The organism is Flavobacterium maritimum (genome assembly GCF_040049085.1).
GTDB classification, from domain to species: Bacteria; Bacteroidota; Bacteroidia; order Flavobacteriales; family Flavobacteriaceae; genus Flavobacterium; species Flavobacterium maritimum.
Genome location: NZ_JBDLZY010000001.1, coordinates 303,073 through 326,266 on the forward strand (window position 1 = coordinate 303,073; position 23,194 = coordinate 326,266).

The window sequence follows — 23,194 nt, forward strand, 5'->3', positions numbered from 1 at the left end:
ACTTTCGACTATAATATATGTTTTTGTGCTTTATAAGAAGAACGAACTAATGGTCCGCTTTCAACATGACGGAAACCCAATTCCAACCCGAATTTTTCATATTTAGCAAACTGTTCCGGAGTGATGAATTCCTTCACAGGCAAATGTTTTTTGCTGGGTTGTAAGTATTGTCCAATGGTAACCACATCAACATTCGCGGCACGTAAATCTCTCATAGTTTGAAAAACTTCTTCTTCTTCTTCACCAAGACCAAGCATGATTCCAGATTTGGTTCTGTTGATTCCTTTTTCTTTCAGGTATCTCAAAACTTCAAGGCTTCGGTCATATTTTGCCTGGATACGGACTTCACGGGTAAGTCTGCGCACTGTTTCTACATTATGGGAAACTACTTCGGGATTCGCTTCCACGATTCGGTCCAGATTTCTTTCAATTCCTTGAAAATCCGGTATCAAAGTCTCCAGAGTAGTCGTAGGATTCATTCTTCGGATTGCTTTTACAGTTTCTATCCAAATAATAGAACCGCCATCCTTCAAATCATCTCTGTCAACGCTGGTGATTACAGCATGCTTAATATTCATTATTTTGATGGAACGTGCCACTTTTTCCGGCTCATCCCAATCTACGGTTTCCGGTCTTCCGGTTTTTACACCGCAAAAGCCACAAGAACGGGTACATACATTTCCTAAAATCATAAATGTTGCTGTTCCTTCTCCCCAACATTCACCCATATTTGGGCAACTTCCTGAGGTACAAATAGTGTTCAGACTGTACTTGTCAACTAAGCCTCGAAGTTCTGTATATTTTTGACCAATCGGAAGTTTAACCTTCAACCATTTTGGTTTTCCGACTGGCATCGTATTTTCTAAAACCGTTTCCATAAAATCATTTTTTCAATGCGCAAAGATAAGGAAAGTTGATTTAAGAAATGGGGTTTAAGAAATAGGAAATTATGGATCCAAATTGTAATTATTTTCAGAAGCTATTTCCGGCTATACGTTTCAACCTTGTTTGCTGAAACAGGTTTTTTCTAAGACCATAAAGGAGCTTCTGTCGGTCGCTCTTTTTGGTCAAGAAAAAATACCATTTCAGCAAACAAGGGTTTTCACTGCTATCCGGGCTGGGATATAGGGAACGACAGATGTAATTTTGCTATTGATTTTTGTAAGAAATGGCGAAAGCATTTTAGTAGAAAATAGTATATTTGACACTCAAAATAGATAAAAAAATGAAAAAGAAATCGATAGTATCGTGCATAGTTCTTGTTATGATGGGGCTTTTAAAAGCTAATGCACAAATTAATTTGGGCGAAAAGGCATTAGGTGCCGTTCAAAAAGGGGTGACAGGATTTACTTTTAGTGATGCTGATGCTGCCGCTTTGTCTAAAGCAGCTGTAGATAAAATGGATGCGGAGCACATTGTTACAGGGCCAAATGATTCGTACACAATTCGACTTAATAAAGTATTTGGAAAGTATACAACAGGAGAAGGGTACACGCTCAATTACAAAGTGTATAAATTGAATGAGGTGAATGCCTTTGCTACGGCAGACGGAAGTGTGCGTGTTTACTCCGGTTTGATGGATATCATGGATGATAATGAATTACTGGCTGTTATTGGGCATGAAATTGGTCATGTAGCGAATCATGATTCTCGCGACGCAGTGAAAGCGGCTTATAAAAAAGAAGCTTTGATAGATGCTGCAGCTTCACAATCTAATAGTATTGCAAGTGTAACAGATAGTCAATTAGCAAAATTGGGTAGCGCTATGATTGACAGTAAACACAGTAGAACTCAAGAGGCAGAAGCGGATGAGTTCTCGTATAACTTCATGAAAAAAAATGGTTATAATGTCAATGCAGTTTCTTCGGCTTTTTCTATTTTGGCAAAAATGAGCGAAGGAACCGAAGCTTCTTTTCTTGAAAAAATGATGAGTTCACATCCTGATTCCAAAGAAAGAGCGGAATTGGCAAAACAAAGAGCTGAAAAAGATGGACTGTACAAACCATATGTTCAGATAAAAGCAGCTCCACCAGTTGTTAAAACCACAAAAAAGACAACTAAGAAATCTACCAAAAAAACGACTAAAAAAACCACTAAATAGTAATTTTTTAAGCTAAACAAAAAAGCAGAACTGAAAGTTCTGCTTTTTTGTTTTTAGGATTTATTCTAATTGATTTGTATAGTAATTGGGAGATTGTAAGCAGTTCGTACCGCTTTTCCCTGTATCATTCCTGGAGACCATTTTGTTTTCAAGGATTTTAAAACGCGAACAGCTTCCTTACCTAATCCATAACCGGGATCTTTTTTTACTTGAATATCAGTCATCGTACCGTCTTTTTCGATCACAAAAGACACAAATACTCTAATACTATTGATTGCGTCAATATCTGGTCTTTCAAAGTTATTACCCACATAATTGTAGAATTTATTGATTCCTCCCGGAAACTCAGGAAGTTTATCCAGGGCAACACTAGCTACAATTGCATTGCCGATGTCGGCAGTGTTTATTGCCTCGGTCCCGCTACCGGAAGGGGCAGGGCTTGCATTTGCGGCAACGACTCCTTTTCCGTCTGAGGGAATTGTTGTAGAATCAAAGTTTTCCGTATTTTTTGCAATATCAGGAACGTCTTCAGAAGACTTGGTTATAATTGGATTGATTAGTTGGTCCTTTTGGATGGGCACATCCGGAGCCTGACTTTTTACTTCCGGAAGCACCGGTGGTACCGTTTTTTTTACCTCAATAGGAACAATGTCAGATAATTCAATTGTCCTGCTTGTAAATTCGGGAAGATCAATTTCGATTTTACTTTCGGGACTGAAATAATTAATAAGTACTGGAATAGCTACAGCCGAAGCTAAAAAGAGCAGCCCGGTGAAAAATGCCAAAACAGATGTTTGTGTACTTTGTTGGCGCAATTGGTAGGCGCCATACTCTTTGTTCTTTCCTTCAAAAACAAGGTTAATCCAGCGGGTCTCGTAAATACTTAAATTTGACATAATTGATGGTTTTAATGGTTAGGTAACGATCAAATCATAAGCTGGTATTTTTAACATATAACGTTAGAAATATTTAGTTTAGTATTTAAATTTGCGATTATTAGTTAACAATTTTAACATAAAAATGCGAAACAATGTATTTTAGTTGGAAAGGGTTATGAATTGAAGAGTAAAAGGTAATTCCTACATACTGAAAATCAGTAATTATCTTCTGCGCTGAATGATTTCAGCTAATAATTTTTTGGCGCGCAGCAGTTTGATTTTGACATTGCTCAAAGGCTCGTCAATTTTGTTGGCAATTTCCTGATAACTCAATTCCTGGAAATAGCGCATCTGAATTACTTCTTGATAGGCGGGTTTTAATTCTTTGATGAATTGCAGTAACTGTGAAAGATTTTGTTCTGTAATTAATTCATCTTCTGCCGATGGAGTAGTGTCGGCAATGTTATACGCTTGTTGGTCTTCTTCATCGGTAATTTCGATAAAAAGATTTGTTTTCTTTTTTCGTAATAAATCGATGTGGACATTTTTTGCAATAGCGATAAGCCAGGTGTTAAACTGAAATTCGGGATTGTAGGTTCCTATTTTGTCAAAGGCTTTCGAGAAGGTCTCAATGGTGATATCCTCGGCGGTAGTTTCGTTTTCGGTGCGTTTTAGCATAAAGCCATACACTTCATTCCAATAATAATCCAATAGAAAAGTAAAGGCTGCTTGATCTCCTTTTTTTGCTTTTTCTATTTGTTTATTTATTTCCAATGTACCGGTTTTGAGAATATATTAGTTATAAAGATATTAATTTGTGTGAATATAAGTACTATTTCGACAATAGGAAACCAAAATTTTAAATCATTTTCTTTTAATTTTCCTGCAGAAAATCCAACAACAATCCAAGCGGCAAGGTATCTAAGCCCAATTAAACTCACTACCAATATCCATTGAAACTGAAACGCCAATAATAGGATAGGCAGTATTAGGAATAACAATTGAGAACAATAGAAAAGTCCTAATTGAAACTTATCGGTTCGTTTGTAATAATTTGCAGTAGCAACATGTCTTCTTTTTTGCGTAAAAAAGTCTTTGAAAGAAGTTTTTGGTTTGGAATAGGTAAAACTTTCCGGCGAGTAGGCAATGGCTACATTTTGGCCATTTGCGGCCTGATTAATAAATAAATCATCGTCGCCTGAACGAATCTGAATATGCTCTATAAAACCATTTACATTAAAAAATTCTTCTTTTTTGTAAGCCATATTTCTTCCTACTCCCATGTACGGAAGGCCTAATTTTGCCCAAGAAAAGTATTGAATAGCTGTTAATAGTGTTTCAAAACGGATTATTTTATTCAAAAATGAATTGACAATTTTTTCATAGCCTCCATAACCCAAAACAATGGTTCTGTGCAAGGTGAATTGAGAACTCATTGCTGTAATCCAGTCTTTTGAGGCAGGGTAACAGTCAGCATCGGTAAATAATAAATATTCTTTTTTTGCCGCTTTTATTCCCAATGTCAGCGCATATTTTTTATTGCCCCAAAAAGCTTCGTTATTTTTTACTTTTACCAAACGTACATTTGGGTATTGTTTTTCAAACGCTTCAAAAACCTCCAGAGTATCATCGCTTGAAGCATCATCAATCAGTACGATTTCAAAATCGGGATAATCTTGCTCCGCAAGCAACGGAATGAAATTCTTTACATTTTCTTCTTCATTTTTAGCGCAAACAATTACGGATATCGGAAGCTTTTTTGGTACAGTCTTTTGCGCTTTGGCAAAAGCAAATTTTCCAAAAATGCCCAGATAATAAGCAAGTTGGATGACAACGACGGAAATGAATGAATATAAAGTAAATGTGAGCATCTGAGTTGAATGTCTTTTTTAAATCGTGTGCAAAGGTAATTATGAATTGTTAAATTTCAATGCCAATTGCTAATTACTTTCGGCATTTTGACATTTCTTTTGCAACAGCAACAGCTTGTGTGTTTTCTGTTTTTTCTAATTCTGTAATGATATTTTGATAATTTTTATCATCGCGATTTTGGGACATTTTTTTTGTGGCCTGAATTGCTGTTATTTCGATTTCAAAGCCGACAATTCCTCTGGTTTGCATCATTGTTTTCTTTGATAAATCTTCTATGCGAACCGGGTTTTCAGATTTGGCCTCATATTTATCAGTTAGTTTTTTTAGGGATGCAATCACAGCTTCTCCTTCAATGATTTTGATTTTTCCGTAGACATGTACAGCGATATAATTCCAGGTTGGGACGTTTTCGTGGTCGTACCATGAGGAAGAAATATAGGCATGTGGACCGGAAAAAACAGCTAAAATCTGGTCCTTTTCTGCAAATCCTTTCCATTGTGGATTCTCTTTGGAAAGATGTCCGTGTAAAATTTGTTTTCCTTCTTTATTGATGTCCAGTTCTAACGGGATATGGGTTGCGCACAATTTTCCATCCGTTTGATTGATAAGAATACCAAAACTGTTTTCTTTCAGAAAAAGTTCAATTTCTTCTTGATTTTCGTTTTTATAAATATCGGGAGTGTACATTGCTTGTGGTTTTAAAGTGTTTTTTGAAAACAAACCGCGTCTAAACGGTTTGCATATTTGCCGTAATTTGGAATTTTTATATAGTTTGCATTCAGATAAAATTTGCAGGCTTCTTCGTTTTTTACTCTTGTTTCTAAAACAAGTTCTTCATAATCCAGTTCTTTTGCCTTTGTTTCTAAAAATAACAAAATGGATTTTCCAATACTTTTTCTGGGGTATTTGGCAAACATCCTTTTTACCTCTCCCGTTTTTTTTGAAAGTGGCCTGATTGCTCCACATCCCACAATTTCATCGTTTAATTCCGCTACAACAAATAGATATTTAAGGTTGTTTTCTTCCCAATCTGTAAAGGAGTTTTTACCATCGCTTCCAAATCGTTCGAAAAGATTTTGGGATAACTCTTCTATTATGGAAGAGGTGCCGGGATTATTGGGATTTGAAATTTTTATTACCAGCATTTTTTTTATAAATGTACAGTTATTGCAAAGTCTATATTATATTCACTTCGGCTTCTATTTGGATGCCGAATGTATCGAAGACGGTTTCTTGGACGATTTTAGAAACATTCAAAATTTCTTGGCCTGTTGCATTTCCATAATTGACTAAAACAAGGGCTTGATTTTTGTGAATTCCGGCATCTCCAAAGCGTTTCCCTTTTAAACCAGCCTGTTCAATCAGCCAGCCTGCAGGTACTTTGACTTCGGTTTCTGAAATATCAAAGAATCTCATTTCTGGAAATTTTTGATGAATTTTTTCGAAATCAGTTTTTAGAAGTATTGGGTTTTTGAAGAAACTTCCACTGTTTCCTAATTCTTTGGGATCCGGTAATTTGCTTTTTCGAATGGCGATTACAGCATTACTGACGTCCTTTAAAGTCGGAGTTTGTCCTGAAGCTTCGGGATTGTTTTTAGCTAATTCGGCTTTAATGTCCCCGTACGAGGTATTGATTTTATGGTTGCGTTTGGTTAGTTTGAAAACAACTGAAGTGATTATATATTGATTTTTTACTTCGTTTTTGAAAACACTTTCTCTATATCCAAAATGACATTCTGAATTTGTGAAGGTTTTTACTTCCTGATTTTCTATCGTCATTGCTTCACAGGAAACAAAAGTGTCTTTAATTTCGGTGCCATAAGCGCCAATATTCTGTACCGGAGTGGTTCCGACATTTCCTGGAATCAAAGACATGTTTTCTAATCCTCCAAAATTTTGGTCAATTGTCCAAAGTACGAATTCATGCCAGTTTTCACCTGCCTGACTTTCTACCCAAACAAAATCATCATTTTCTTCTTTGACTTTTTTGCCCTTCAAATCGACATGAATGACAAGTGCATCGATATCTTTTGTCAAAAGCATATTGCTGCCACCGCCCAGAATAAATTTTTTCTGCGATTTGTTTTGTTCTAAAATAGTTTTCAGTTCTGTTGAAGAATGAACCGCAACAAATTGTTTTGCTTTGGCTTCTATGCCAAATGTATTGAAGTTTTTTAGAGAAAAATTAGTTAGTATTTCCATACAAGAAAAGGCTTTTTTGAAGTGTTAAATTCCAGACCAAAAATAGGAATTTAAATTTAGTTGTTTGTTTTTTTAGATCAGGATACAAGTTTCAATTAAAACCAAACAGATTTAATTGGTTTTAAATGTGTTGATTAATTCGTGGTATTTATCCGCAATGATTTTCATATTGGTCGAATAATTAGCGTTTTCTTCTACGAATCTTCTGTTTTTTAATACGGCTTCGTTACGATGTTCAGGGTTTTTAAATGACCATAGTAATTCTTCCGCGAGCATTTTGGAATCATCCATAGAGATTAGTTGTCCGTTTTCACGATGGGTTACCCAACTTTGATTTCCTGCAATATCGGTTACAACAGGATAGCAGCCGCTGGCCATTGCTTCAAACAATGAGGCTGAAACTCCTTCGGTTATGGGCATACTGATATAAAAATCAGATTCTTGCAGCAATTCAGGTAATTCAGTATTTGGAATGCGTCCCGTAAAAGTAACTTTATCCTCAATATTTAATTTTTGTGCCAAATCTTTTAAAATGTGAAGCTGCGTTCCGTCGCCCACAATCGTTAATTTGAAATCCAGTCCTTTTTGATGCAGGATAGAAAATGCATTCAAAATAACATCGTGGCGGTATTCTGGTGACAAGGATCGGGTTACAATGGCATTTATTTTTTCGGGATTAATGCTGTTTTTGCTTTTAAATACTTCCAAATTAATTCCTTTTGGGAGCACCAAAACTTTAGACATGTCTACTTGTGCCGCTTTCATTGAAACAGTCATTACAGGGCCCCAAGCATGTATTAAATCTGCTTTTTTAAAGGCATAACGCTGAATGCGTTTTTTAAGGGGTAATGAAATAGAGTGGTCTGGCCATAAATCGGTTCTTCCTTGTTGCGCAATAGCTGCCGGTTGTACACCAGATAAGGCGGCCAAAAAGCCATAACTGGTGGTTCTTTCAGCAATAACCATATCAGGTTGATGCTGTTTGATTATTTTTTTGATTTTAGAAAGCGTGAATGCAAACTCAAAAAATCTTTTCATTCGATCCACCATGCTTTTACTTGGAGTTTTTAATTCCCAACAAATGATTTCGAAATCACCAAACTCTTTCAAACCATTCATCCAAGTGATGGCGTCAGCTCTGTAGGATTCTCCAAGAAAAAGTATCTTTCTTTTTTTCATTACTGTAAATTAGAATTCATCTGAAGTTAAGGCTCTGTTGATGAATTCGTTCAAAGGCTTTAAGGTGATTAGTTTTTGGCTCATGGTCGCAACAAAATCCTTTTTTGTAACTTCTGAAATATCAAATTTTTGACTGCATTCAAAACTTTTTAGTTTAAGTAATTCGATGGCAGGATGGTCTTTTTCATACCCTCTCGGAGGGTTTTTCAGTGTATTGGCTTCGTTTCTGTCAAAAGAGTTAAATTCTTTTTTGAATTTTTTTTCAGCAAGGATTTCTTCCAGATCTTCATGGAAAAAGGCTATTTCCTTGCGCATTTTTTTTAGATCTTCAGATTCGGGGCAATACAAACCACCAGCGATAAAGCTGCCTCCATTTTGAATGTGAACGTAATAACCGGATCGATTCAGGCCTTTTTGTCCCGAAGAAATCCAAACGCCCAAATGGGTTTTGTAAGGTGATTTGTCTTTTGAAAAACGAATATCACGGTTAATTCTGAAAGTGCAGTTTTTTACTTCAAGCATTTCTAACGAAGGGTCCAAAGGTTTCATGGCATCCAGAAAATCAGAAACAAGTTGCTGATACTCTTTTTTTAAGGCCTCGTATCTTTTTTTATTGTCTTGAAACCAATCCCGATTGTTATTGGCTTTTAGATCATCCAGAAATTGTAGGGTTTCTTTTGAAAGCATTTTGAAACTATTGTAATTGTTTTTTTAAATCAACTTCACTTATAAAACCAGAGTGTTTCCACTTTACTTCTTTGTTTTCGTACAATAATAAGGTAGGAAGTTCACTTATTTTCATTTCTGAAACGATGCTTTTATTTTTATCGGCATCCAATCGAACGATAACGACTGTATCAGCCATGTCTTTTTGCATTTGCAAAACATAAGGGGACATTTTTTTGCAAGGGGCACACCATTCCGCGTAAAAGTTAATCAGTACTTTTTTGTCTGTATTCAATAGTTTGGCGTAGTCCTGACTGGTGATTCCTACGATTTTATCACTTGGTTTAGAAAGCCCGGCAGCACTCCATTTTAGGATTCCACCGTCTAATTCATAAATGGTTGTAAAGCCTAATTCAGCCAATTTTGCTGCAGCTTTCTGGCTTCTTCCTCCACTTTTGCAGTAGACAAAAACAGGTTTTGTTTTATCGTATTTTGCAGTGTTTGCTACAAAATCATCGCTAAGCCAATTTACATTTTCGGCTTTATCAATATGTTCTGAAGCATATTCTTCAGGAGTACGTACATCCAGAATTTGAGGGTTTGGAGTCTCTTGTATTTTTTTCGAAAAGGTCACCGGGTCAATGGTAGTGATGTTTTTTGAAGTCTGTCCGTTACAGGATAAAACCAAAAAAGATATTAGGACTAAAAATATAGGTTGAAATTTCATTTGGATTGAATTTTTAAAAGAATTGATAGGCAAAAGTAATTGATTTTTCAGTTTTCATAACTTTTTAAATTATTAAATAAAAGTTATAAATTGAAAATTTTATACGTCTGATGCGTTGATTTTACAATAGTTTCTGTTCGTTCAGGATGAGTATCGGAAATAAAGAGTTGTCCAAAAGTGTCGCTGTTCACCATCTCTACGATTTTGGCTACCCGGCTTTCGTCTAATTTATCAAAGATATCATCAAAAAGCAAAATGGGTTTAACACCACTCTGTTTTTTTAAAAATTCAAATTGTGCCAGCTTTAAAGCAATCAGAAATGATTTTTGTTGGCCTTGTGATCCAAATTTCTTTATTGGATGGTGGTCGATTTCAAAAGACAAATCGTCTTTATGGGTACCCACACTGGTATATTGCAAAGCTCTGTCTTTATTGATGTTTTCCTGTAAAAGGGTTAACAGATCATTCTCGTACAAATGACTTTCATAAACCAGTTGAACGGTCTCTTGTGATCCGGTTATGGCCTGATGATGGGTATTGAAAATAGGAATGAACTCCTCAATGAATGATTTTCTTTTTTCAAAAATATAATGTGCAAAACTGTTTAGTTGTTCATTATATATAGATAAGGTATCTTTTTCAAAAACATGATTCAAGGCAAAATATTTCAGTAAAGCATTACGTTGACTCATTACTTTTTGGTACTGAATAAGTTGTTGTAAATAATGGGAGTCCAATTGCGAGATAACGCTGTCCATGAATTTTCTTCTGGTCTCGCTTCCTTCTACGATCAAATCCCTGTCGGCAGGAGAAATAATAACTAATGGAACAAAACCAATATGATCCGAGAACTTGTCATAGGCTTTGCCGTTGCGTTTCAATATTTTCTTTTGTCCTTTTTTCAGACTGCAGACGATTTGTTCGTTTCTTTCGTTTTTTTCAAACTCGGCATCAATTACAAAAAACTCTTCTCCGTGTTTAATATTCTGAACAGCTAGTGGGTTAAAATAACTTTTCCCGTACGATAAATGGTAAATGGCGTCCAAAACGTTGGTTTTTCCAATGCCGTTTCTGCCTACAAAACAATTGATCTTGCCGTCAAACTCAAAATTGGCTTCGGAAAAGTTTTTGTAGTTAAATAATGAAATTTTTTTTAAATACATTTAAAAAGTATAGTGAAAAATGGGATTCTTTTTGTTTTTGATTGGCTGTTCTAAAACCGGTGCAAATTATTGAAAATTATCGATAAATAAGACTTTTAGCTGTTTTCAATGATAAATATTTTGTCTTTATAGTAAAAGAAATGACATCATGAAAAAATATTTTTTTTATTTGAATATAAATTCAATTTTTTTTACGTCGGTTTGAATAAAAATTTTATTTTTGCCACTCACTAAATTAAAATGTAAATGGCTACTTATAGTAAAAGAGGATATAAAGCACCAAAAGAAAAAGAAGTAAAAGAGGTTGTTGAAGAGGTTAAGATTGATGAAAAAGACAGCGCAACTGCTGGAGTATTTTCAAAATTAGATGAAACTGCATCAAAAACTGAGGATTGGGTAGCTAAAAACCAGAAAATAATTATTGGATTAGTTGCCGGTGTTGCATTAGTGACTGTTGGTTATTTAGCTTTTCAAAAGTTTGTTGCTACTCCAAAAGAAGATGAAGCAGCTAATGAAATGTTTATTGCTCAACAAAATTTCCAAAAAGCTACAGACGGAGTTGCCAGTGACTCATTGTATAAATTATCATTGAATGGTTCTGAAGGTAAATTTGGTTTTGTGAAAATTGCTGACGAATATTCAGGAACAGATGCAGGAAACTTGGCTAATTATTATGCAGGTATTGCTTATTTGAATACAGGTAAATATGATGAGGCTATTGATTATTTAGGTAAATTCAGTTCTGAGGATATTATTTTGAGTGCTTTAGCAAAAGGTGCAATAGGGGATGCTTATTCTCAAAAAAATCAACCAAAAGAAGCTTTGGAAAATTACATAAAAGCAGCTGAATCAAGTAAAAATGATTTCACTACTCCACGTTTCTTAATGAAAGCAGGAAAAGTAGCTTTGGCATTAGGAAATAAAGAAGAGGCTTTGAAATATTTTACAGACATAAAAGAAAATTTTGACGCTACTCCGGAAGCAGCTTCTGTGGATGTTTTGATCGGATTAGCGCAGTAATACAAGATTAGAGTTCTTAAAATAAAGGTTAGAAATTACGTAAAGTTTGGATTTTTTCTATTAACTTGTAGTTTCTAACCTTTACTTTTACTTTTAACATCAAAAATAACTTTAAAGATGGCTACTGAAAATAAAAATTTATCTGATTACGACAAAAACACCGTTCCGGATGCGAGAGAATTTCGTTTTGGAATCGTTGTTTCTGAATGGAATGACACTATAACAGAAGGTCTTTTTAATGGAGCATTCGAAACGCTTATAGAGAATCAAGTGCCGCCACAACATATTATCCGATGGAATGTTCCGGGAAGTTTTGAGCTTATTTATGGCGCCAAAAAAATGTTGCAAACGCAAAATGTTGATGCGGTGATTACTATAGGTTGTGTTATTCAAGGTCAGACCAAACATTTTGATTTTGTTTGTGAAGGAGTAACGCAAGGAATAAAAGACTTAAATGTTCAAACGGATATTCCGGTTATATTTTGTGTTCTTACCGATAATACGATGCAGCAGTCTATAGACAGAAGCGGCGGAGTTCATGGTAACAAAGGAACTGAAGCAGCTATTGCAGCTATAAAAATGGCTTACATTCGTCAGCAGGCTTCTTTGTCTCACCAAATCGATAATCAACATTTGTTATCTGCAGGAGCATTACGAATTGAAAATTTGCCTCTGGAATTAGAAGAATAATAAAGACAAAATAGATTTTTTAAAACCTATGCTTTTTCTTAAAATAGTATAGGTTTTTTTTATGATTTTATTGTGAAACGTCAAGTCAGGTACATCCTGTTAAATTCATTAAATTTGGTTTGTCATTTTGGTCGTTTAAATCTATTATTTATGTCAATGAAAAAATATTCTATTCACATTTTTCTAATATTCATTTTTGGATGTACTCAGGCCCAAAACGGAATAGACCAAAGTTTAAAAAAGGAATTGGACTTGATTTTAACATCGGATCAAATTCTTAGAGAATATATTGATTCGGAAACGACAGAATCAAGAAAGATTCAAATTCAGCAAGAGACAGGTTATTCCCAAGACGATTTAAGACGGAATATTTGGGGAATCATGCTGCAACAAGATAGTTTAAATATTAAAAAAGTTGAAAAAATAATTTCAATACATGGGTATCCCGGAAAAACACTTGTCGGAGAGCCCACTAATGAAGCTGCTTGGTATGTGATTCAACACTCCAATCAAATCCCTAAGTACTTTCCTTTAATTCAAGACGCAGCAAATAAAAATGAAATTCCATTTACGCGCTTTGCAATGATGCACGACAGATTATTAACTTCTCAGGGGAAGGAACAAATTTATGGTACACAAGGAGCGATGATAAAAATCATAAATAAGGAAACGGGCAAGGAAGAGTATTTTAATTATATTCCTCCAATCAAAAATCCAGAATTGGTGAATGAACTCAGAAAAAAAGTTGGCTTTACAAATACTGTTGAAGAGAATGCTAAGAGGATGGGAATTGAATATAAAGTCTATACTCTTGAAGAAATCAACAATATGAAGTAATTCAATTCGGACAACAGGACTGATTTTGAAAAGGGCTGAATCTCTTATACAGCCTGTTAAGTTTTTTTGTTTTTTTATAGTTTTCTAAATCACAAAAGCCAATAGAAATTCATTAAATTTGTAATCTTTGTTTTTAAATCAAAAGTTATAACCCAAACCCCAAACATAAAATTAATGTCGAGTATTATTCAATTGCTTCCTGATCATGTTGCCAATCAAATTGCGGCTGGAGAAGTCGTTCAAAGACCCGCTTCAGTAGTAAAAGAATTACTGGAAAATGCTGTCGATGCGAGAGGAACTGATATTAAATTAATTATCAAAGACGCAGGAAAGTCATTGGTTCAAGTGGTTGATAATGGTTTAGGGATGACTGTGACTGATGCCCGTTTGTGTTTTGAGCGTCACGCTACTTCAAAAATCCGTCAGGCGGAAGATTTATTTTCATTGCATACTAAAGGTTTTCGTGGCGAGGCATTGGCTTCTATAGCAGCTATTGCCCATGTCGAAATGAAAACCAAACAAGACCAGGAGGAACTGGGAACACACATCATTATTGAAGGAAGTAAGTTTGTATCGCAAGAAGTAGCCGTTTTGCCAAAGGGGACTTCGTTTGCGGTGAAGAATTTGTTTTTTAATATTCCGGCCCGTCGTAATTTCCTGAAGTCGGATATCGTGGAGTACCGTCATGTTATTGATGAATTCCAGCGAGTGGCCTTGGCACATCCTAAGATACATTTTTCGTTTTACCATAATGGAAGCGAAATGTTTAATTTGCCTTCTGCGACTTTGAGACAACGAATTGTAAATGTCTTTTCGGGTAAAACCAATGAAAAATTGGTTCCTGTTCAGGAAGAAACCGAGATTGTAAGCATTCAGGGATTTGTGAGCAAACCGGAATTTGCGAAAAAAAATAGAGGAGAACAGTTTTTCTTTGTGAATGACCGATTCATTAAAAGTGGTTATTTGCATCATGCTGTGATGGCTGCTTATGACGGAATTTTGAAAGACGGATCGCAACCGAGTTATTTTTTATATTTGACATTGCCTCCCAATACGATCGATATCAATATACATCCAACAAAAACGGAAATTAAGTTTGATGATGAGCAGGCCTTGTATGCTATTTTGAGAGCTTCCATTAAACATAGTTTGGGACAATTTAATGTAGCCCCTGTTTTGGATTTCGACCGGGATGCTAATTTAGACACACCTTACCATTACAAAGATTTGGAAGGAGAGACACCAACGATTCAGGTAGATAGTAATTTTAATCCTTTTGCGGAGGATAAGCCCAGTAAACAATTTTCCAGTTACAGAAAACCCGAACCTGCGGCCAATTGGGAAAGTTTGTATGTGGGATTAAAGCATGACGCAGAATCATTTGCTGTGAACAGTGATTTTTCATTTGAGAATGAAGAGGTAACTTCGTCTTTATTTAATGATGAGGAGGTAGAGCAAGTTGTACATAAAACCTATCAGATCCATAAAAAATATATTGTTTCGCCTATAAAATCAGGTATGGTAATCATTGATCAACAACGGGCGCATCAACGGGTTTTGTATGAACAATTTTTGACAAATATGACTGTTCATCAAGCCTCAAGTCAGCAGTTGTTGTTTCCTTTGAATTTGTTTTTTTCGAATGCAGAAATGGAATTGATCACAGAATTGCAACTTTCCCTGATGAATACAGGATTTGTATTTGAAGAAAGTGACGAGGACCATATTGTCATTTCGGGTATTCCGGTGAATGTAACCGAAAGCGAAGTCTCTATCTTGTTGGAACAATTATTAAGCGATTTACAAGATGGCATTCCGGAAAGCAGTTTCAGTCAAAACGACACGATTGCCAAATCAATGGCCAAAAGTTTGGCTGTTAAAACCGGTACATATTTAACAGAAAAAGAACAGGAAAATTTAGTAAACGGCCTTTTTGCCTGTAAAGACCCAAATGTTTCCCCATTTCAAAAACCAACTTTCATCACGATGCGTGTGGAAGATTTAGATAAAAAATTTGCATTATGATGAATATTACGCCAGTTGTTAAACAATTATTGATAATAAATGTTTTGTTTTTTATTTGTAGTCAATTAGTTCCTCAGGCAGAGGTTTACTTTTCTTTGCATTCTTTTCAAAATTATGATTTTAAAATTTGGCAACTTTTCACTCATATGTTTATGCATGGTAATATTATGCATATTGCCTTTAATATGTTTGCTTTGTATTCTTTTGGGTCTACATTGGAACATTTTTGGGGAGGAAAAAAATTCTTGTTTTTTTATATTTCGTGTGGATTAGGGGCTGCTTTTTTACATTTAGGTATTGGGTATTATGAACTTCAAAACATCTTATCTGCCGCTTCTGATTTGCACCTTTCTAATGAGACTTTGAATAAAATTCTGAATGCAACAATTTCTGATAATCAGGTTTATCGTCCTGATTTATTCGAGAAAGATATTGTTAGCATTTTAGAAGATGTTGGAAAACTAAAGTTGTTAAATCAAGAAAGTTTTGATGCACTTTTTTTGGCGGCAAGGAATAACCAAATCCCTATGGTAGGTGCTTCAGGAGCCATTTATGGTTTGTTAACTGCTTTTGCTTTCATGTTTCCTAATGCGGAATTGGCTTTAATGTTTATTCCAATTCCGATAAAAGCAAAATATTTTGTACCAGGATTATTAGCAATGGATTTATTTTTAGGATTTAAGGGAAGTTCGATTTTTGGTGAAGGAAGCACTGGAATTGCCCATTTTGCTCACATCGGAGGTGCTTTGTTTGGGTTTTTGATGATGTGGTATTGGAAGAAAAATCAATTCAATAGAAACCGTTGGAACTAAGTTGATACATTGTGTTTCTGTAAGAAGTTATTTTAGGACTTAAATTTTGATTTTAAATACTTAATTAGATATGAATATAGTTGACGATTTGAAATTGCAGTACAAATTGGGAGGAATTGTTTTTAGGCTAATCTTCTGGAATGTGCTTTGCTTTTTGGTATCCTTGGTGTTTTTCTATCAATTCAAGAGTGGTGTTTTTAATTTTCCAAATTGGATCGCCTTATCTTCGGAGCCTTCTGTTTTTATTACTAAACCCTGGACTTTATTAACCTATGCTTTTTTTCATGATGGATTTGGGCATTTGTTCTTTAATATGTTGGTTTTAAATTTTGCAAGTACTTTGTTTTTGACATTTTTTACTCCCAAACAATATCTGGGTTTGTATGTATTGAGTGCATTATTTGCTGGAATTGCTTTTATTTTGGGTTATTATGTTTTACATCTTAGTTCTGGGATTGTTGGAGCCTCTGCCGCGATTATGGCTATTTTAGTCGCCACAACAACTTACAGGCCATTGATGGAGGTGAGACTCTTGATTATTGGCAATGTAAAATTGTGGCATATTACCGCTGTAATTCTTATACTTGACTTAATGCAGTTCCGATTAGGAAATACGGGAGGTCATATTTCCCACATATCGGGAGCGGTTTTTGGATTTATTTTTATTAAATTGCTGCAAAATGGAATTGATTTAACTAAAATAGTATCCCGATTTTTAGATTTCTTTGCGAATCTGTTTAAAAAATCGCCATCAACACCATTCAAAAAAGTACATAAAAATTATAACCGACCAGTTGAAAGAAGTACTTCCCGAATAGTGACAAAAGACAAAACACAGCAACAAATTGATGAAATTTTAGATAAAATTAGCCAATCAGGATACGATTGTCTGACCAAAGAAGAAAAAGAATTCCTGTTTAAAGCAGGAAAGTAAATTGACAGTTTTCTGTCTGTAGAAAAAAGTAAGAAATGAATAACCTTTCCTGGTTTAATAAAGGCATGTTTTTTTTGAATATAGTGCTTACTGTATTGACTTTCAGTGCGTATCTTCTGCCTTTTTTAGCGCCGCAGGTATTTCCTTTGTTGTCTGTCCTTACTTTATTTATGCCTTTGTTCTTTGTGTTGAATGGTTTGTTCTTTTTTTATTGGGCTGTTCAATTCAAAAAGCGCATGATTTTATCAGGATTAGTGCTTTTGATGGGGATTACTTTTATCAATAAATTTTATAAGGTTTCCACTAAGGAATTTCCTGAGAATGAAAAAGATTTTACCGTAATGAGCTACAATGTGCGCTTATTCAATGTATTTAAGTGGTTGGACAGGGAAAATGTTCCGACAGAAATTTTGACATTTATTAACGAAAAGAATCCTGATATCCTTTGTATACAGGAATATTCTTCTTCTGCAAATATTGATTTGAAAGTCTATCCGCATAAATATATTTTTATGGGCGGTAACCAAATTAAAACCGGACAGGCTATTTTTTCAAAGTTTCCAATTATTGATGAAGGAAATATTGTCTTTCCTAATTCCAGCAACAACGTTATTTTCGTGGATATCAAAAGGGGAAAAGATATTATCAGGGTCTATAATATGCATTTGCAATCTATAAAAATATCTCCTGATGTTAACGAAATTAATGAGAACATAGATGCTATTAATCAAAGCAAATCTCAAAAATTATATAGCCGAATAAGTAAAGCCTTCAAACAGCAGCAACAGCAGGCTGAGATGTTTAAAGATCACAAAAAGGATTGCATTTATCCGATAATCATTTGTGGAGACATGAATAACAGTGCTTTTTCTTATGTTTACAGAAACATAAAAGGAAAATTAAAGGATTGTTTTGAAGAGGCTGGTAAAGGCTTTGGCGCCACTTATAAATTCAGATATTACCCTGCCCGAATTGATTATATTTTTGCTGATGAAAAAATGAAAGTCAAAAAATTCGAAAATTTTCCTGAGTTTGTCAATTCCGATCATTATCCTATCATGGCAAAATTGGCGTTAGAATAGTTTTGTGGTTCTTTAAAATAGTTAAAGGTTTTTTAAACTAATAAAGTTCATATAAAAGATATGACTGATAGGTTTTTTTAGAGTCTTTAGAATTGTTTTATCGCTCTATCTTTTGATTTTTTAAATAATCCATAGCAAATTTACCTTCGTTAAACAGTAAATCGAGAACACTTAGGTTATTGATAAAACCATGTTTGTCATCAAAAACCTGGGTATAACTTTCAAATAGGGAAGTGTCTTTTTTGCCGTTGGCCAAAAATCTAAAATCTGAAATCAAATTGGTGTCGACTTCGTGAAAGTATTCGGTTGTGGTTTTGTAATCTAATTTCATTCGCATCGATTTTGTAATAAAATCCAATGTTTCAAAATTTAAATCCAATAAAAAAGTGTGTTTTTTTTCGAAAATAGGACGAATGTCATCCTCAAAATATTCAAAGAAGGGAGAGCTTCGATAAGCCGCTTCCAAGGATTTGAAATGTTGCTTTTGCCAATCAAAATCATTTTCGATTTGGATATCTTTTGTTTTCTGATGGCTTAGTTTTGAATGCTTAACAGGGATGTTTAACAACTGAATGCCGTTTGGACTGTAAATATAGGTACGGTTTCGGTTGGTTTGCTTTTGAAAATTATCCTCTATCTCGAACGTAATTTGCTCCGATTGTGCCATAGCAACAAAATGACTTATAGAAGGGAAGTAGGTTGGATGAATTAAGATGTTCATTCGTTTATTTGAAGATTTGGTTATTTGACTGAATTTTGTTCTGCTGATTTTGATATTTGAAAATTACGTAGTCCATTTAATTTGTTTGTAACACTTTCAATATTTTGTCGTAATTTTAAATAGTCATTTTCAGAAATGAAGTTTAATTCATATGATAATATCAATTGGTTTAAAACTTCTACAGTAGAACCAAATGCCATCGTTGTAAAATGAGCTTTGTCCTTATATGAATTTCTTGCAGAACCTTCTGCAATATTAGAACATATGGAAACGGAAGCTCTTCTTAATTGTGACACTAATCCAAATTTTTCTGAATCAGGAAATTTTGAAGTTAAGGTATAAAGTGATTTGGTAAAATCTTTAGCTTCATTCCAAACGTCTAATTTTTCAAATGAATAAGTGTACATGGTTCCTATTTTCAAATAAACAAATCACCAGATCAACTAATTAACCTTTTTCTTTTCTCTTTTTCCAGAAATATTCTCCAACAAAAAAGGCAACTAAGGCAAATAAGAAAAATTTGAAATAAGATTGCGGCTGTCCATCACCACTAACAGTAGTAAAAAGACGTTCCCAACGAATTTTATCGAATCCTTTTCCGTTTGAATCAATACTTAACCATATGAAAACTGGTTTTCCTACGATATGATTTTCAGGAACATAACCCCAGTAACGGCTGTCTTCAGAATTGTGACGATTGTCTCCCATCATCCAATAATAGTTTTGCTTGAAGGTATAAGTCGTCGCGATTTTTCCATTAATTCGTATTTCAGAACCATTTACCTGCAATTCATTTTTCTCATAATCCGTAATGATAGTTTTGTAAAAAGGTAAGTTTTCTACGTTTAAGGCTACGGTTTTTCCTTCTTGTGGAATGTAAATTGGGCCTAAATTATCATTATTCCATTTGTTGATATGAGGAAAGATGCTATTGTCAACTCCTGTTGTGATTACCCTTTGAACAGAAGTAATTCCTGGAATATTTTTAAATCTCTCGGCATTAGCAGCAGTTAAAGCAGCTATATATAAGGTGTCTCTTTTTTCATTATCTGTGAAATAGCCCCCATCAGTGATGTCCATATCTTTAAAAAGATATTCGAAATCTACCGGTGTTTTCCCGTCCAAAGCTAATTTGTATGAGAATTGAGGTTTTGCTCTTTCCGGTAAAATTAATTCTTTTCCGTTGATGAAAATTATTCCTTTTTTTATGGATAAGGTATCTCCCGGAATACCCACACAACGTTTTACGTAATTTGATTTCTTATCGATTGGTTTTTCAACTCTTTTTCCTGATTTGTCCCTGAATTTATAAACGGTGTCCACAGGCCAATTGAAAACAACAATATCTGATCGTTCAATTTTTTGTAAGGCAGGAAGTCTTAAATAAGGTAGTTCTGGCCAGGTAAGATAAGATTTTTGTTTTGTAAATGGTATGGTATCGTGTACCATTGGTAAGGCTACAGTAGTCATTGGAACTCTGGCTCCATAATTCATTTTACTCACAAACAAAAAGTCACCTACTAATAATGATTTTTCCAATGAAGAGGTAGGAATGGTGTAGGGTTGAATAAAATAAGTGTGAACGATAGTGGCTACAATAACAGCAAAAAGTAAAGAACTTACGGTATCAGCCGCCTTGTTATCAGGTTGTAAACTTCTGTCTGTGACGTAATTTAATTTCTCCGTATAATTAACATAGAAAATATAAAATCCAAAAGTAAAGATTCCCAAAATACTATCTAAAGTCGATCTTTTTCCAAAACTTCTTAAGGTTTCTACCCAAATTACAGGAAACATTATCAGGTTGATAATTGGAATAAAAAGCAATACAGTCCACCATGTAGGGCGGCCTATTATTTTCATTAAAACGATCGCATTGTAAACAGGAATGGCAGCTTGCCAACGTTTTCTACCGGCGCTTTCATATAGCTTCCATGTCCCTAAAAAGTGAATTACTTGTACGATCAGGAAAAACACAAACCATTGATATAGTGTCATAATCTTTTGTTTAAGGTTTAATGTTTAAGGTTTTTGGGGAATTCTGCCTCAAACGGAAAATAATTTTATTTTAAATTTAATACATCTTTCATTGTGAAGATGCCTTGTTTACCGGCAAGCCATTCTGCAGCAATTACGGCCCCAAGTGCAAAACCTTCTCTGTTGTGAGCAGTGTGTTTTATTTCGATGGTATCTACAACGGAATTATAAGTTACGGTATGGGTACCAGGAACCGTTCCTATTCTTTTTGCTTCGATATGGATTTCGTTTGGTTTAGGGGCTTCTAAAGTCCAATTTGTATATGAACTATTTTCAATCACTCCTTTGGCTAATGAAATTGCAGTACCACTAGGGGCATCCAATTTTTGTGTATGATGAATTTCTTCCATGTCCACTTTGTAGGAATCAAAAGGAGCCATTAATTTAGCCAAATATTCATTGAGTCCAAAGAAAATATTTACTCCCAGACTAAAATTAGAGCTCGAGATGAAACCACCATTCAATTCTTTGCAAAGTGCTTCCATTTCATCATAATGCTCCAACCAGCCCGTAGTTCCTGAAACTACTGGTACTTTGGCATGAAAACAGCTTGAAATGTTATCAACCGCAGCCATTGGTACACTGAAATCGATGGCAACATCTGCATTTGAAAGCCCGTCATAAGTATTAAATTCGTCTTTTCTCAAAACAATTTCATGACCTCTTTCAGTTGCAATTCGTTCAATTACCTGACCCATTTTTCCGTATCCTAATAGCGCAATTTTCATTTTTTATATTTTTTAAAATTAAATCAATAACCATAAAAGAAAGTAGTTTTCTTTCGGTTAAAAATTATAATTAAGTGTTAGTCCAAAATTTGTTTTTAATGTTACATCATCGGGATATATAACTGGTCTTACGGACAATTGTTCATCTACATTAAACTGTATTAATGCGGCATCAACGTTAGCATCTATAATATTCAAGGCATAAAATCCCAAAGTTATCAAAGCTGATAAATCTCTATTTCGTTGGTAAAATTTCTGTCCTGCAATTAACCTGTCTTCGTCCAAATAGCTAAAATCATCATCGGTATAGCCTTCCAATCTTCTTTTGTAGGCATCACGATACTGATTGTATTTTTTATTGTTGTCAATGTAAAAGTAAAGACTGGTCCCTATTGCTCCGTAAACAAGGGGGATTTTCCAGTATTTTTTATTGTAGGCTTGTCCTAAGCCTGGTAAAACAGCAGAATAAAAAGCTGCTTTTGAAGGACTTAAGGGGTCTATTTCTTTTAGTTTCACAGTGTCTTTTGAAACCAGCACAGCATCGGTGTTCGCTTGAGCAAAAACGGATATGTTTCCTAAGATAAAAAGGAATAGACCTATGGAAAGGATTTTATTCACTACCCGTTTATTAGTTTGATGATTCTGTTAAAATCCTCTTCGGAGTGAAATGGAATTGTGATTTTGCCTTTACCGTTGCCAGCCACTTTTACATCTACTTTGGTCCCAAAATAGTTAGTAAAGGTGTTTTTTTGAGTTTCTTCAATTTCAAATGAAGCGGCTTTGGGTTTACCTTCCGGTTTTGGTTTTAAGCTCTCATGATAATTTTTTACCAAGGCTTCGGTATCACGAACAGAAAGATTCTGACTTACGATTTTTTGATAAATATTAGTTTGAATATCAAGGTCTTCAATATTTATGATAGCACGACCATGACCCATACTGATAAAACCATCACGTATGCCGGTTTGAATAATCGGGTCTAATTTTAAAAGTCTCAAATAATTGGCGATTGTAGAACGTTTTTTTCCTACACGATCACTCATTTGTTCTTGCGTTAATTGAATTTCATCAATCAATCGTTGATAAGAAAGTGCTATTTCTATCGGATCTAAATCATGACGTTGAATGTTTTCAACCAAGGCCATAACCAATGATTCGTTATCATTTGCGATTCGAATATAAGCAGGAATAGTCGTTAATCCTACAAGGGTAGAAGCACGAAGACGGCGTTCTCCCGAAATCAACTGGTATTTATTGAAATCTAATTTTCGAACAGTAATAGGTTGGATAACACCTAATTCTTTGATGGAAGTAGCCAGTTCTCTCAATGACTCTTCATTGAAATTAGTTCTGGGCTGAAAAGGATTTATTTCAATCGCATCAATTTCAAGCTCAATAATATTTCCTACAACTTTATCAGCATTTTTATCGTTTACCGATTTTATATCATTTTCCGGATCTTTTAATAATGCAGATAATCCCCTTCCTAAGGCTTGTTTTTTTATTGCTTTTGCCATACA

25 protein-coding genes are annotated in these 23,194 nt (G+C 34.6%); 8 read left to right on the forward strand and 17 right to left on the reverse strand.

What is annotated here, in order from left to right; genetic code table 11:
- Positions 1–8 precede the first annotated feature (8 nt).
- Positions 9–878, reverse strand: coding sequence for a lipoyl synthase (gene lipA, locus ABEB23_RS01315; protein WP_348810570.1), 870 nt, complete (start codon positions 876–878; stop codon positions 9–11).
- Positions 879–1,225: 347 nt separating this feature from the next.
- Between lipA and ABEB23_RS01320 the strand changes: the two genes are divergently transcribed.
- Positions 1,226–2,101: a M48 family metalloprotease gene (locus ABEB23_RS01320; protein WP_348810571.1), complete on the forward strand. Its 876-nt coding sequence runs from the start codon at positions 1,226–1,228 to the stop codon at positions 2,099–2,101.
- 65 nt (positions 2,102–2,166) lie between these two features.
- Here ABEB23_RS01320 and ABEB23_RS01325 read toward each other — a convergent pair whose 3' ends face one another.
- The 10 genes from ABEB23_RS01325 to recF form a co-directional block, all read right to left on the reverse strand.
- Complete coding sequence (locus ABEB23_RS01325; RefSeq protein WP_348810572.1) at positions 2,167–2,997, reverse strand: energy transducer TonB; 831 nt, start codon at positions 2,995–2,997, stop codon at positions 2,167–2,169.
- A 204-nt stretch (positions 2,998–3,201) separates the two neighbouring features.
- On the reverse strand, positions 3,202–3,753 hold the full coding sequence (locus ABEB23_RS01330) for an RNA polymerase sigma factor (protein WP_348810573.1): 552 nt from the start codon (positions 3,751–3,753) through the stop codon (positions 3,202–3,204).
- Positions 3,744–4,850, reverse strand: coding sequence for a glycosyltransferase (locus ABEB23_RS01335; protein ID WP_348810574.1), 1,107 nt, complete (start codon positions 4,848–4,850; stop codon positions 3,744–3,746). The genes ABEB23_RS01330 and ABEB23_RS01335 overlap by 10 nt, the downstream gene beginning before the upstream one ends.
- A gap of 73 nt (positions 4,851–4,923) precedes the next feature.
- Positions 4,924–5,538 (reverse strand): FMN-binding negative transcriptional regulator, encoded by a 615-nt coding sequence (locus ABEB23_RS01340; protein WP_348810575.1) that lies wholly within the window; start codon positions 5,536–5,538, stop codon positions 4,924–4,926.
- Positions 5,539–5,549: 11 nt separating this feature from the next.
- Positions 5,550–5,996, reverse strand: coding sequence for a GNAT family N-acetyltransferase (locus tag ABEB23_RS01345; protein ID WP_348810576.1), 447 nt, complete (start codon positions 5,994–5,996; stop codon positions 5,550–5,552).
- A 31-nt stretch (positions 5,997–6,027) separates the two neighbouring features.
- The gene (gene murB, locus ABEB23_RS01350; protein ID WP_348810577.1) at positions 6,028–7,053 is read right to left on the reverse strand and encodes a UDP-N-acetylmuramate dehydrogenase; all 1,026 of its coding nucleotides are present in this window, start codon (positions 7,051–7,053) and stop codon (positions 6,028–6,030) included.
- Between the two features lie 111 nt (positions 7,054–7,164).
- Positions 7,165–8,232 (reverse strand): glycosyltransferase family 4 protein, encoded by a 1,068-nt coding sequence (locus ABEB23_RS01355; RefSeq protein WP_348810578.1) that lies wholly within the window; start codon positions 8,230–8,232, stop codon positions 7,165–7,167.
- Positions 8,233–8,241: 9 nt separating this feature from the next.
- Positions 8,242–8,919, reverse strand: coding sequence for a DUF2461 domain-containing protein (locus tag ABEB23_RS01360; RefSeq protein ID WP_348810579.1), 678 nt, complete (start codon positions 8,917–8,919; stop codon positions 8,242–8,244).
- Positions 8,920–8,926: 7 nt separating this feature from the next.
- Positions 8,927–9,625: a thioredoxin domain-containing protein gene (locus ABEB23_RS01365; protein ID WP_348810580.1), complete on the reverse strand. Its 699-nt coding sequence runs from the start codon at positions 9,623–9,625 to the stop codon at positions 8,927–8,929.
- Between the two features lie 83 nt (positions 9,626–9,708).
- The gene (gene recF, locus ABEB23_RS01370) at positions 9,709–10,788 is read right to left on the reverse strand and encodes a DNA replication/repair protein RecF (protein ID WP_348810581.1); all 1,080 of its coding nucleotides are present in this window, start codon (positions 10,786–10,788) and stop codon (positions 9,709–9,711) included.
- 246 nt (positions 10,789–11,034) lie between these two features.
- Between recF and ABEB23_RS01375 the strand changes: the two genes are divergently transcribed.
- The 7 genes from ABEB23_RS01375 to ABEB23_RS01405 all read left to right on the forward strand — a co-directional run bounded on the left by ABEB23_RS01375 (position 11,035) and on the right by ABEB23_RS01405 (position 18,188).
- On the forward strand, positions 11,035–11,808 hold the full coding sequence (locus ABEB23_RS01375; RefSeq protein ID WP_348810582.1) for a tetratricopeptide repeat protein: 774 nt from the start codon (positions 11,035–11,037) through the stop codon (positions 11,806–11,808).
- Positions 11,809–11,925: 117 nt separating this feature from the next.
- Positions 11,926–12,498, forward strand: a complete 573-nt coding sequence (ribH, locus tag ABEB23_RS01380) for a 6,7-dimethyl-8-ribityllumazine synthase (protein ID WP_348810583.1) — start codon at positions 11,926–11,928, stop codon at positions 12,496–12,498.
- A 150-nt stretch (positions 12,499–12,648) separates the two neighbouring features.
- Positions 12,649–13,335, forward strand: a complete 687-nt coding sequence (locus ABEB23_RS01385) for a DUF6624 domain-containing protein (RefSeq protein WP_348810584.1) — start codon at positions 12,649–12,651, stop codon at positions 13,333–13,335.
- A 174-nt stretch (positions 13,336–13,509) separates the two neighbouring features.
- Positions 13,510–15,360, forward strand: a complete 1,851-nt coding sequence (gene mutL / locus ABEB23_RS01390; protein WP_348810585.1) for a DNA mismatch repair endonuclease MutL — start codon at positions 13,510–13,512, stop codon at positions 15,358–15,360.
- Positions 15,357–16,172, forward strand: a complete 816-nt coding sequence (locus ABEB23_RS01395) for a rhomboid family intramembrane serine protease (RefSeq protein ID WP_348810586.1) — start codon at positions 15,357–15,359, stop codon at positions 16,170–16,172. The genes mutL and ABEB23_RS01395 overlap by 4 nt, the downstream gene beginning before the upstream one ends.
- Positions 16,173–16,242: 70 nt before the next feature.
- Positions 16,243–17,106: a rhomboid family intramembrane serine protease gene (locus tag ABEB23_RS01400; RefSeq protein ID WP_348810587.1), complete on the forward strand. Its 864-nt coding sequence runs from the start codon at positions 16,243–16,245 to the stop codon at positions 17,104–17,106.
- 35 nt (positions 17,107–17,141) lie between these two features.
- A complete protein-coding gene (locus ABEB23_RS01405; protein ID WP_348810588.1) occupies positions 17,142–18,188 on the forward strand; it encodes an endonuclease/exonuclease/phosphatase family protein in 1,047 nt (348 codons plus the stop codon).
- 97 nt (positions 18,189–18,285) lie between these two features.
- On the opposite strand, the gene ABEB23_RS01410 is transcribed toward ABEB23_RS01405, so the two are convergent.
- The 6 genes from ABEB23_RS01410 to ABEB23_RS01435 form a co-directional block, all read right to left on the reverse strand.
- Entirely contained in the window at positions 18,286–18,909 is a 624-nt protein-coding gene (locus tag ABEB23_RS01410) for a WbqC family protein (RefSeq protein ID WP_348810589.1), read from the reverse strand.
- A gap of 20 nt (positions 18,910–18,929) precedes the next feature.
- Positions 18,930–19,316 (reverse strand): four helix bundle protein, encoded by a 387-nt coding sequence (locus ABEB23_RS01415; RefSeq protein ID WP_348810590.1) that lies wholly within the window; start codon positions 19,314–19,316, stop codon positions 18,930–18,932.
- A gap of 40 nt (positions 19,317–19,356) precedes the next feature.
- Positions 19,357–20,907, reverse strand: coding sequence for a signal peptidase I (lepB, locus tag ABEB23_RS01420; RefSeq protein WP_348810591.1), 1,551 nt, complete (start codon positions 20,905–20,907; stop codon positions 19,357–19,359).
- Between the two features lie 65 nt (positions 20,908–20,972).
- Positions 20,973–21,674: a 4-hydroxy-tetrahydrodipicolinate reductase gene (gene dapB / locus ABEB23_RS01425; RefSeq protein WP_348810592.1), complete on the reverse strand. Its 702-nt coding sequence runs from the start codon at positions 21,672–21,674 to the stop codon at positions 20,973–20,975.
- Positions 21,675–21,731: 57 nt separating this feature from the next.
- Complete coding sequence (locus ABEB23_RS01430) at positions 21,732–22,292, reverse strand: DUF5683 domain-containing protein (protein ID WP_348810593.1); 561 nt, start codon at positions 22,290–22,292, stop codon at positions 21,732–21,734.
- A complete protein-coding gene (locus tag ABEB23_RS01435) occupies positions 22,292–23,191 on the reverse strand; it encodes a ParB/RepB/Spo0J family partition protein (protein WP_348810594.1) in 900 nt (299 codons plus the stop codon). Before ABEB23_RS01435 ends, ABEB23_RS01430 begins: the two co-directional genes overlap by 1 nt.
- Between the last annotated feature and the right edge of the window lie 3 nt (positions 23,192–23,194).

Bases quoted from the DNA above. Each gene is read 5' to 3' on its own strand.
- ABEB23_RS01405 (WP_348810588.1), top strand. From the start codon at position 17,142: ATGAATAACCTTTCCTGGTTTAATAAAGGCATGTTTTTTTTGAATATA.
- ABEB23_RS01335 (WP_348810574.1), bottom strand. From the start codon at position 4,850: ATGCTCACATTTACTTTATATTCATTCATTTCCGTCGTTGTCATCCAA.
- ABEB23_RS01340 (WP_348810575.1), bottom strand. From the start codon at position 5,538: ATGTACACTCCCGATATTTATAAAAACGAAAATCAAGAAGAAATTGAA.
- ribH (WP_348810583.1), top strand. From the start codon at position 11,926: ATGGCTACTGAAAATAAAAATTTATCTGATTACGACAAAAACACCGTT.
- ABEB23_RS01395 (WP_348810586.1), top strand. From the start codon at position 15,357: ATGATGAATATTACGCCAGTTGTTAAACAATTATTGATAATAAATGTT.
- lepB (WP_348810591.1), bottom strand. From the start codon at position 20,907: ATGACACTATATCAATGGTTTGTGTTTTTCCTGATCGTACAAGTAATT.
- ABEB23_RS01435 (WP_348810594.1), bottom strand. From the start codon at position 23,191: ATGGCAAAAGCAATAAAAAAACAAGCCTTAGGAAGGGGATTATCTGCA.
- ABEB23_RS01365 (WP_348810580.1), bottom strand. From the start codon at position 9,625: ATGAAATTTCAACCTATATTTTTAGTCCTAATATCTTTTTTGGTTTTA.
- lipA (WP_348810570.1), bottom strand. From the start codon at position 878: ATGGAAACGGTTTTAGAAAATACGATGCCAGTCGGAAAACCAAAATGG.
- ABEB23_RS01410 (WP_348810589.1), bottom strand. From the start codon at position 18,909: ATGAACATCTTAATTCATCCAACCTACTTCCCTTCTATAAGTCATTTT.
- ABEB23_RS01385 (WP_348810584.1), top strand. From the start codon at position 12,649: ATGTCAATGAAAAAATATTCTATTCACATTTTTCTAATATTCATTTTT.
- ABEB23_RS01400 (WP_348810587.1), top strand. From the start codon at position 16,243: ATGAATATAGTTGACGATTTGAAATTGCAGTACAAATTGGGAGGAATT.
- ABEB23_RS01415 (WP_348810590.1), bottom strand. From the start codon at position 19,316: ATGTACACTTATTCATTTGAAAAATTAGACGTTTGGAATGAAGCTAAA.
- ABEB23_RS01325 (WP_348810572.1), bottom strand. From the start codon at position 2,997: ATGTCAAATTTAAGTATTTACGAGACCCGCTGGATTAACCTTGTTTTT.
- ABEB23_RS01345 (WP_348810576.1), bottom strand. From the start codon at position 5,996: ATGCTGGTAATAAAAATTTCAAATCCCAATAATCCCGGCACCTCTTCC.
- ABEB23_RS01320 (WP_348810571.1), top strand. From the start codon at position 1,226: ATGAAAAAGAAATCGATAGTATCGTGCATAGTTCTTGTTATGATGGGG.
- recF (WP_348810581.1), bottom strand. From the start codon at position 10,788: ATGTATTTAAAAAAAATTTCATTATTTAACTACAAAAACTTTTCCGAA.
- ABEB23_RS01360 (WP_348810579.1), bottom strand. From the start codon at position 8,919: ATGCTTTCAAAAGAAACCCTACAATTTCTGGATGATCTAAAAGCCAAT.
- murB (WP_348810577.1), bottom strand. From the start codon at position 7,053: ATGGAAATACTAACTAATTTTTCTCTAAAAAACTTCAATACATTTGGC.
- mutL (WP_348810585.1), top strand. From the start codon at position 13,510: ATGTCGAGTATTATTCAATTGCTTCCTGATCATGTTGCCAATCAAATT.
- ABEB23_RS01375 (WP_348810582.1), top strand. From the start codon at position 11,035: ATGGCTACTTATAGTAAAAGAGGATATAAAGCACCAAAAGAAAAAGAA.
- dapB (WP_348810592.1), bottom strand. From the start codon at position 21,674: ATGAAAATTGCGCTATTAGGATACGGAAAAATGGGTCAGGTAATTGAA.
- ABEB23_RS01355 (WP_348810578.1), bottom strand. From the start codon at position 8,232: ATGAAAAAAAGAAAGATACTTTTTCTTGGAGAATCCTACAGAGCTGAC.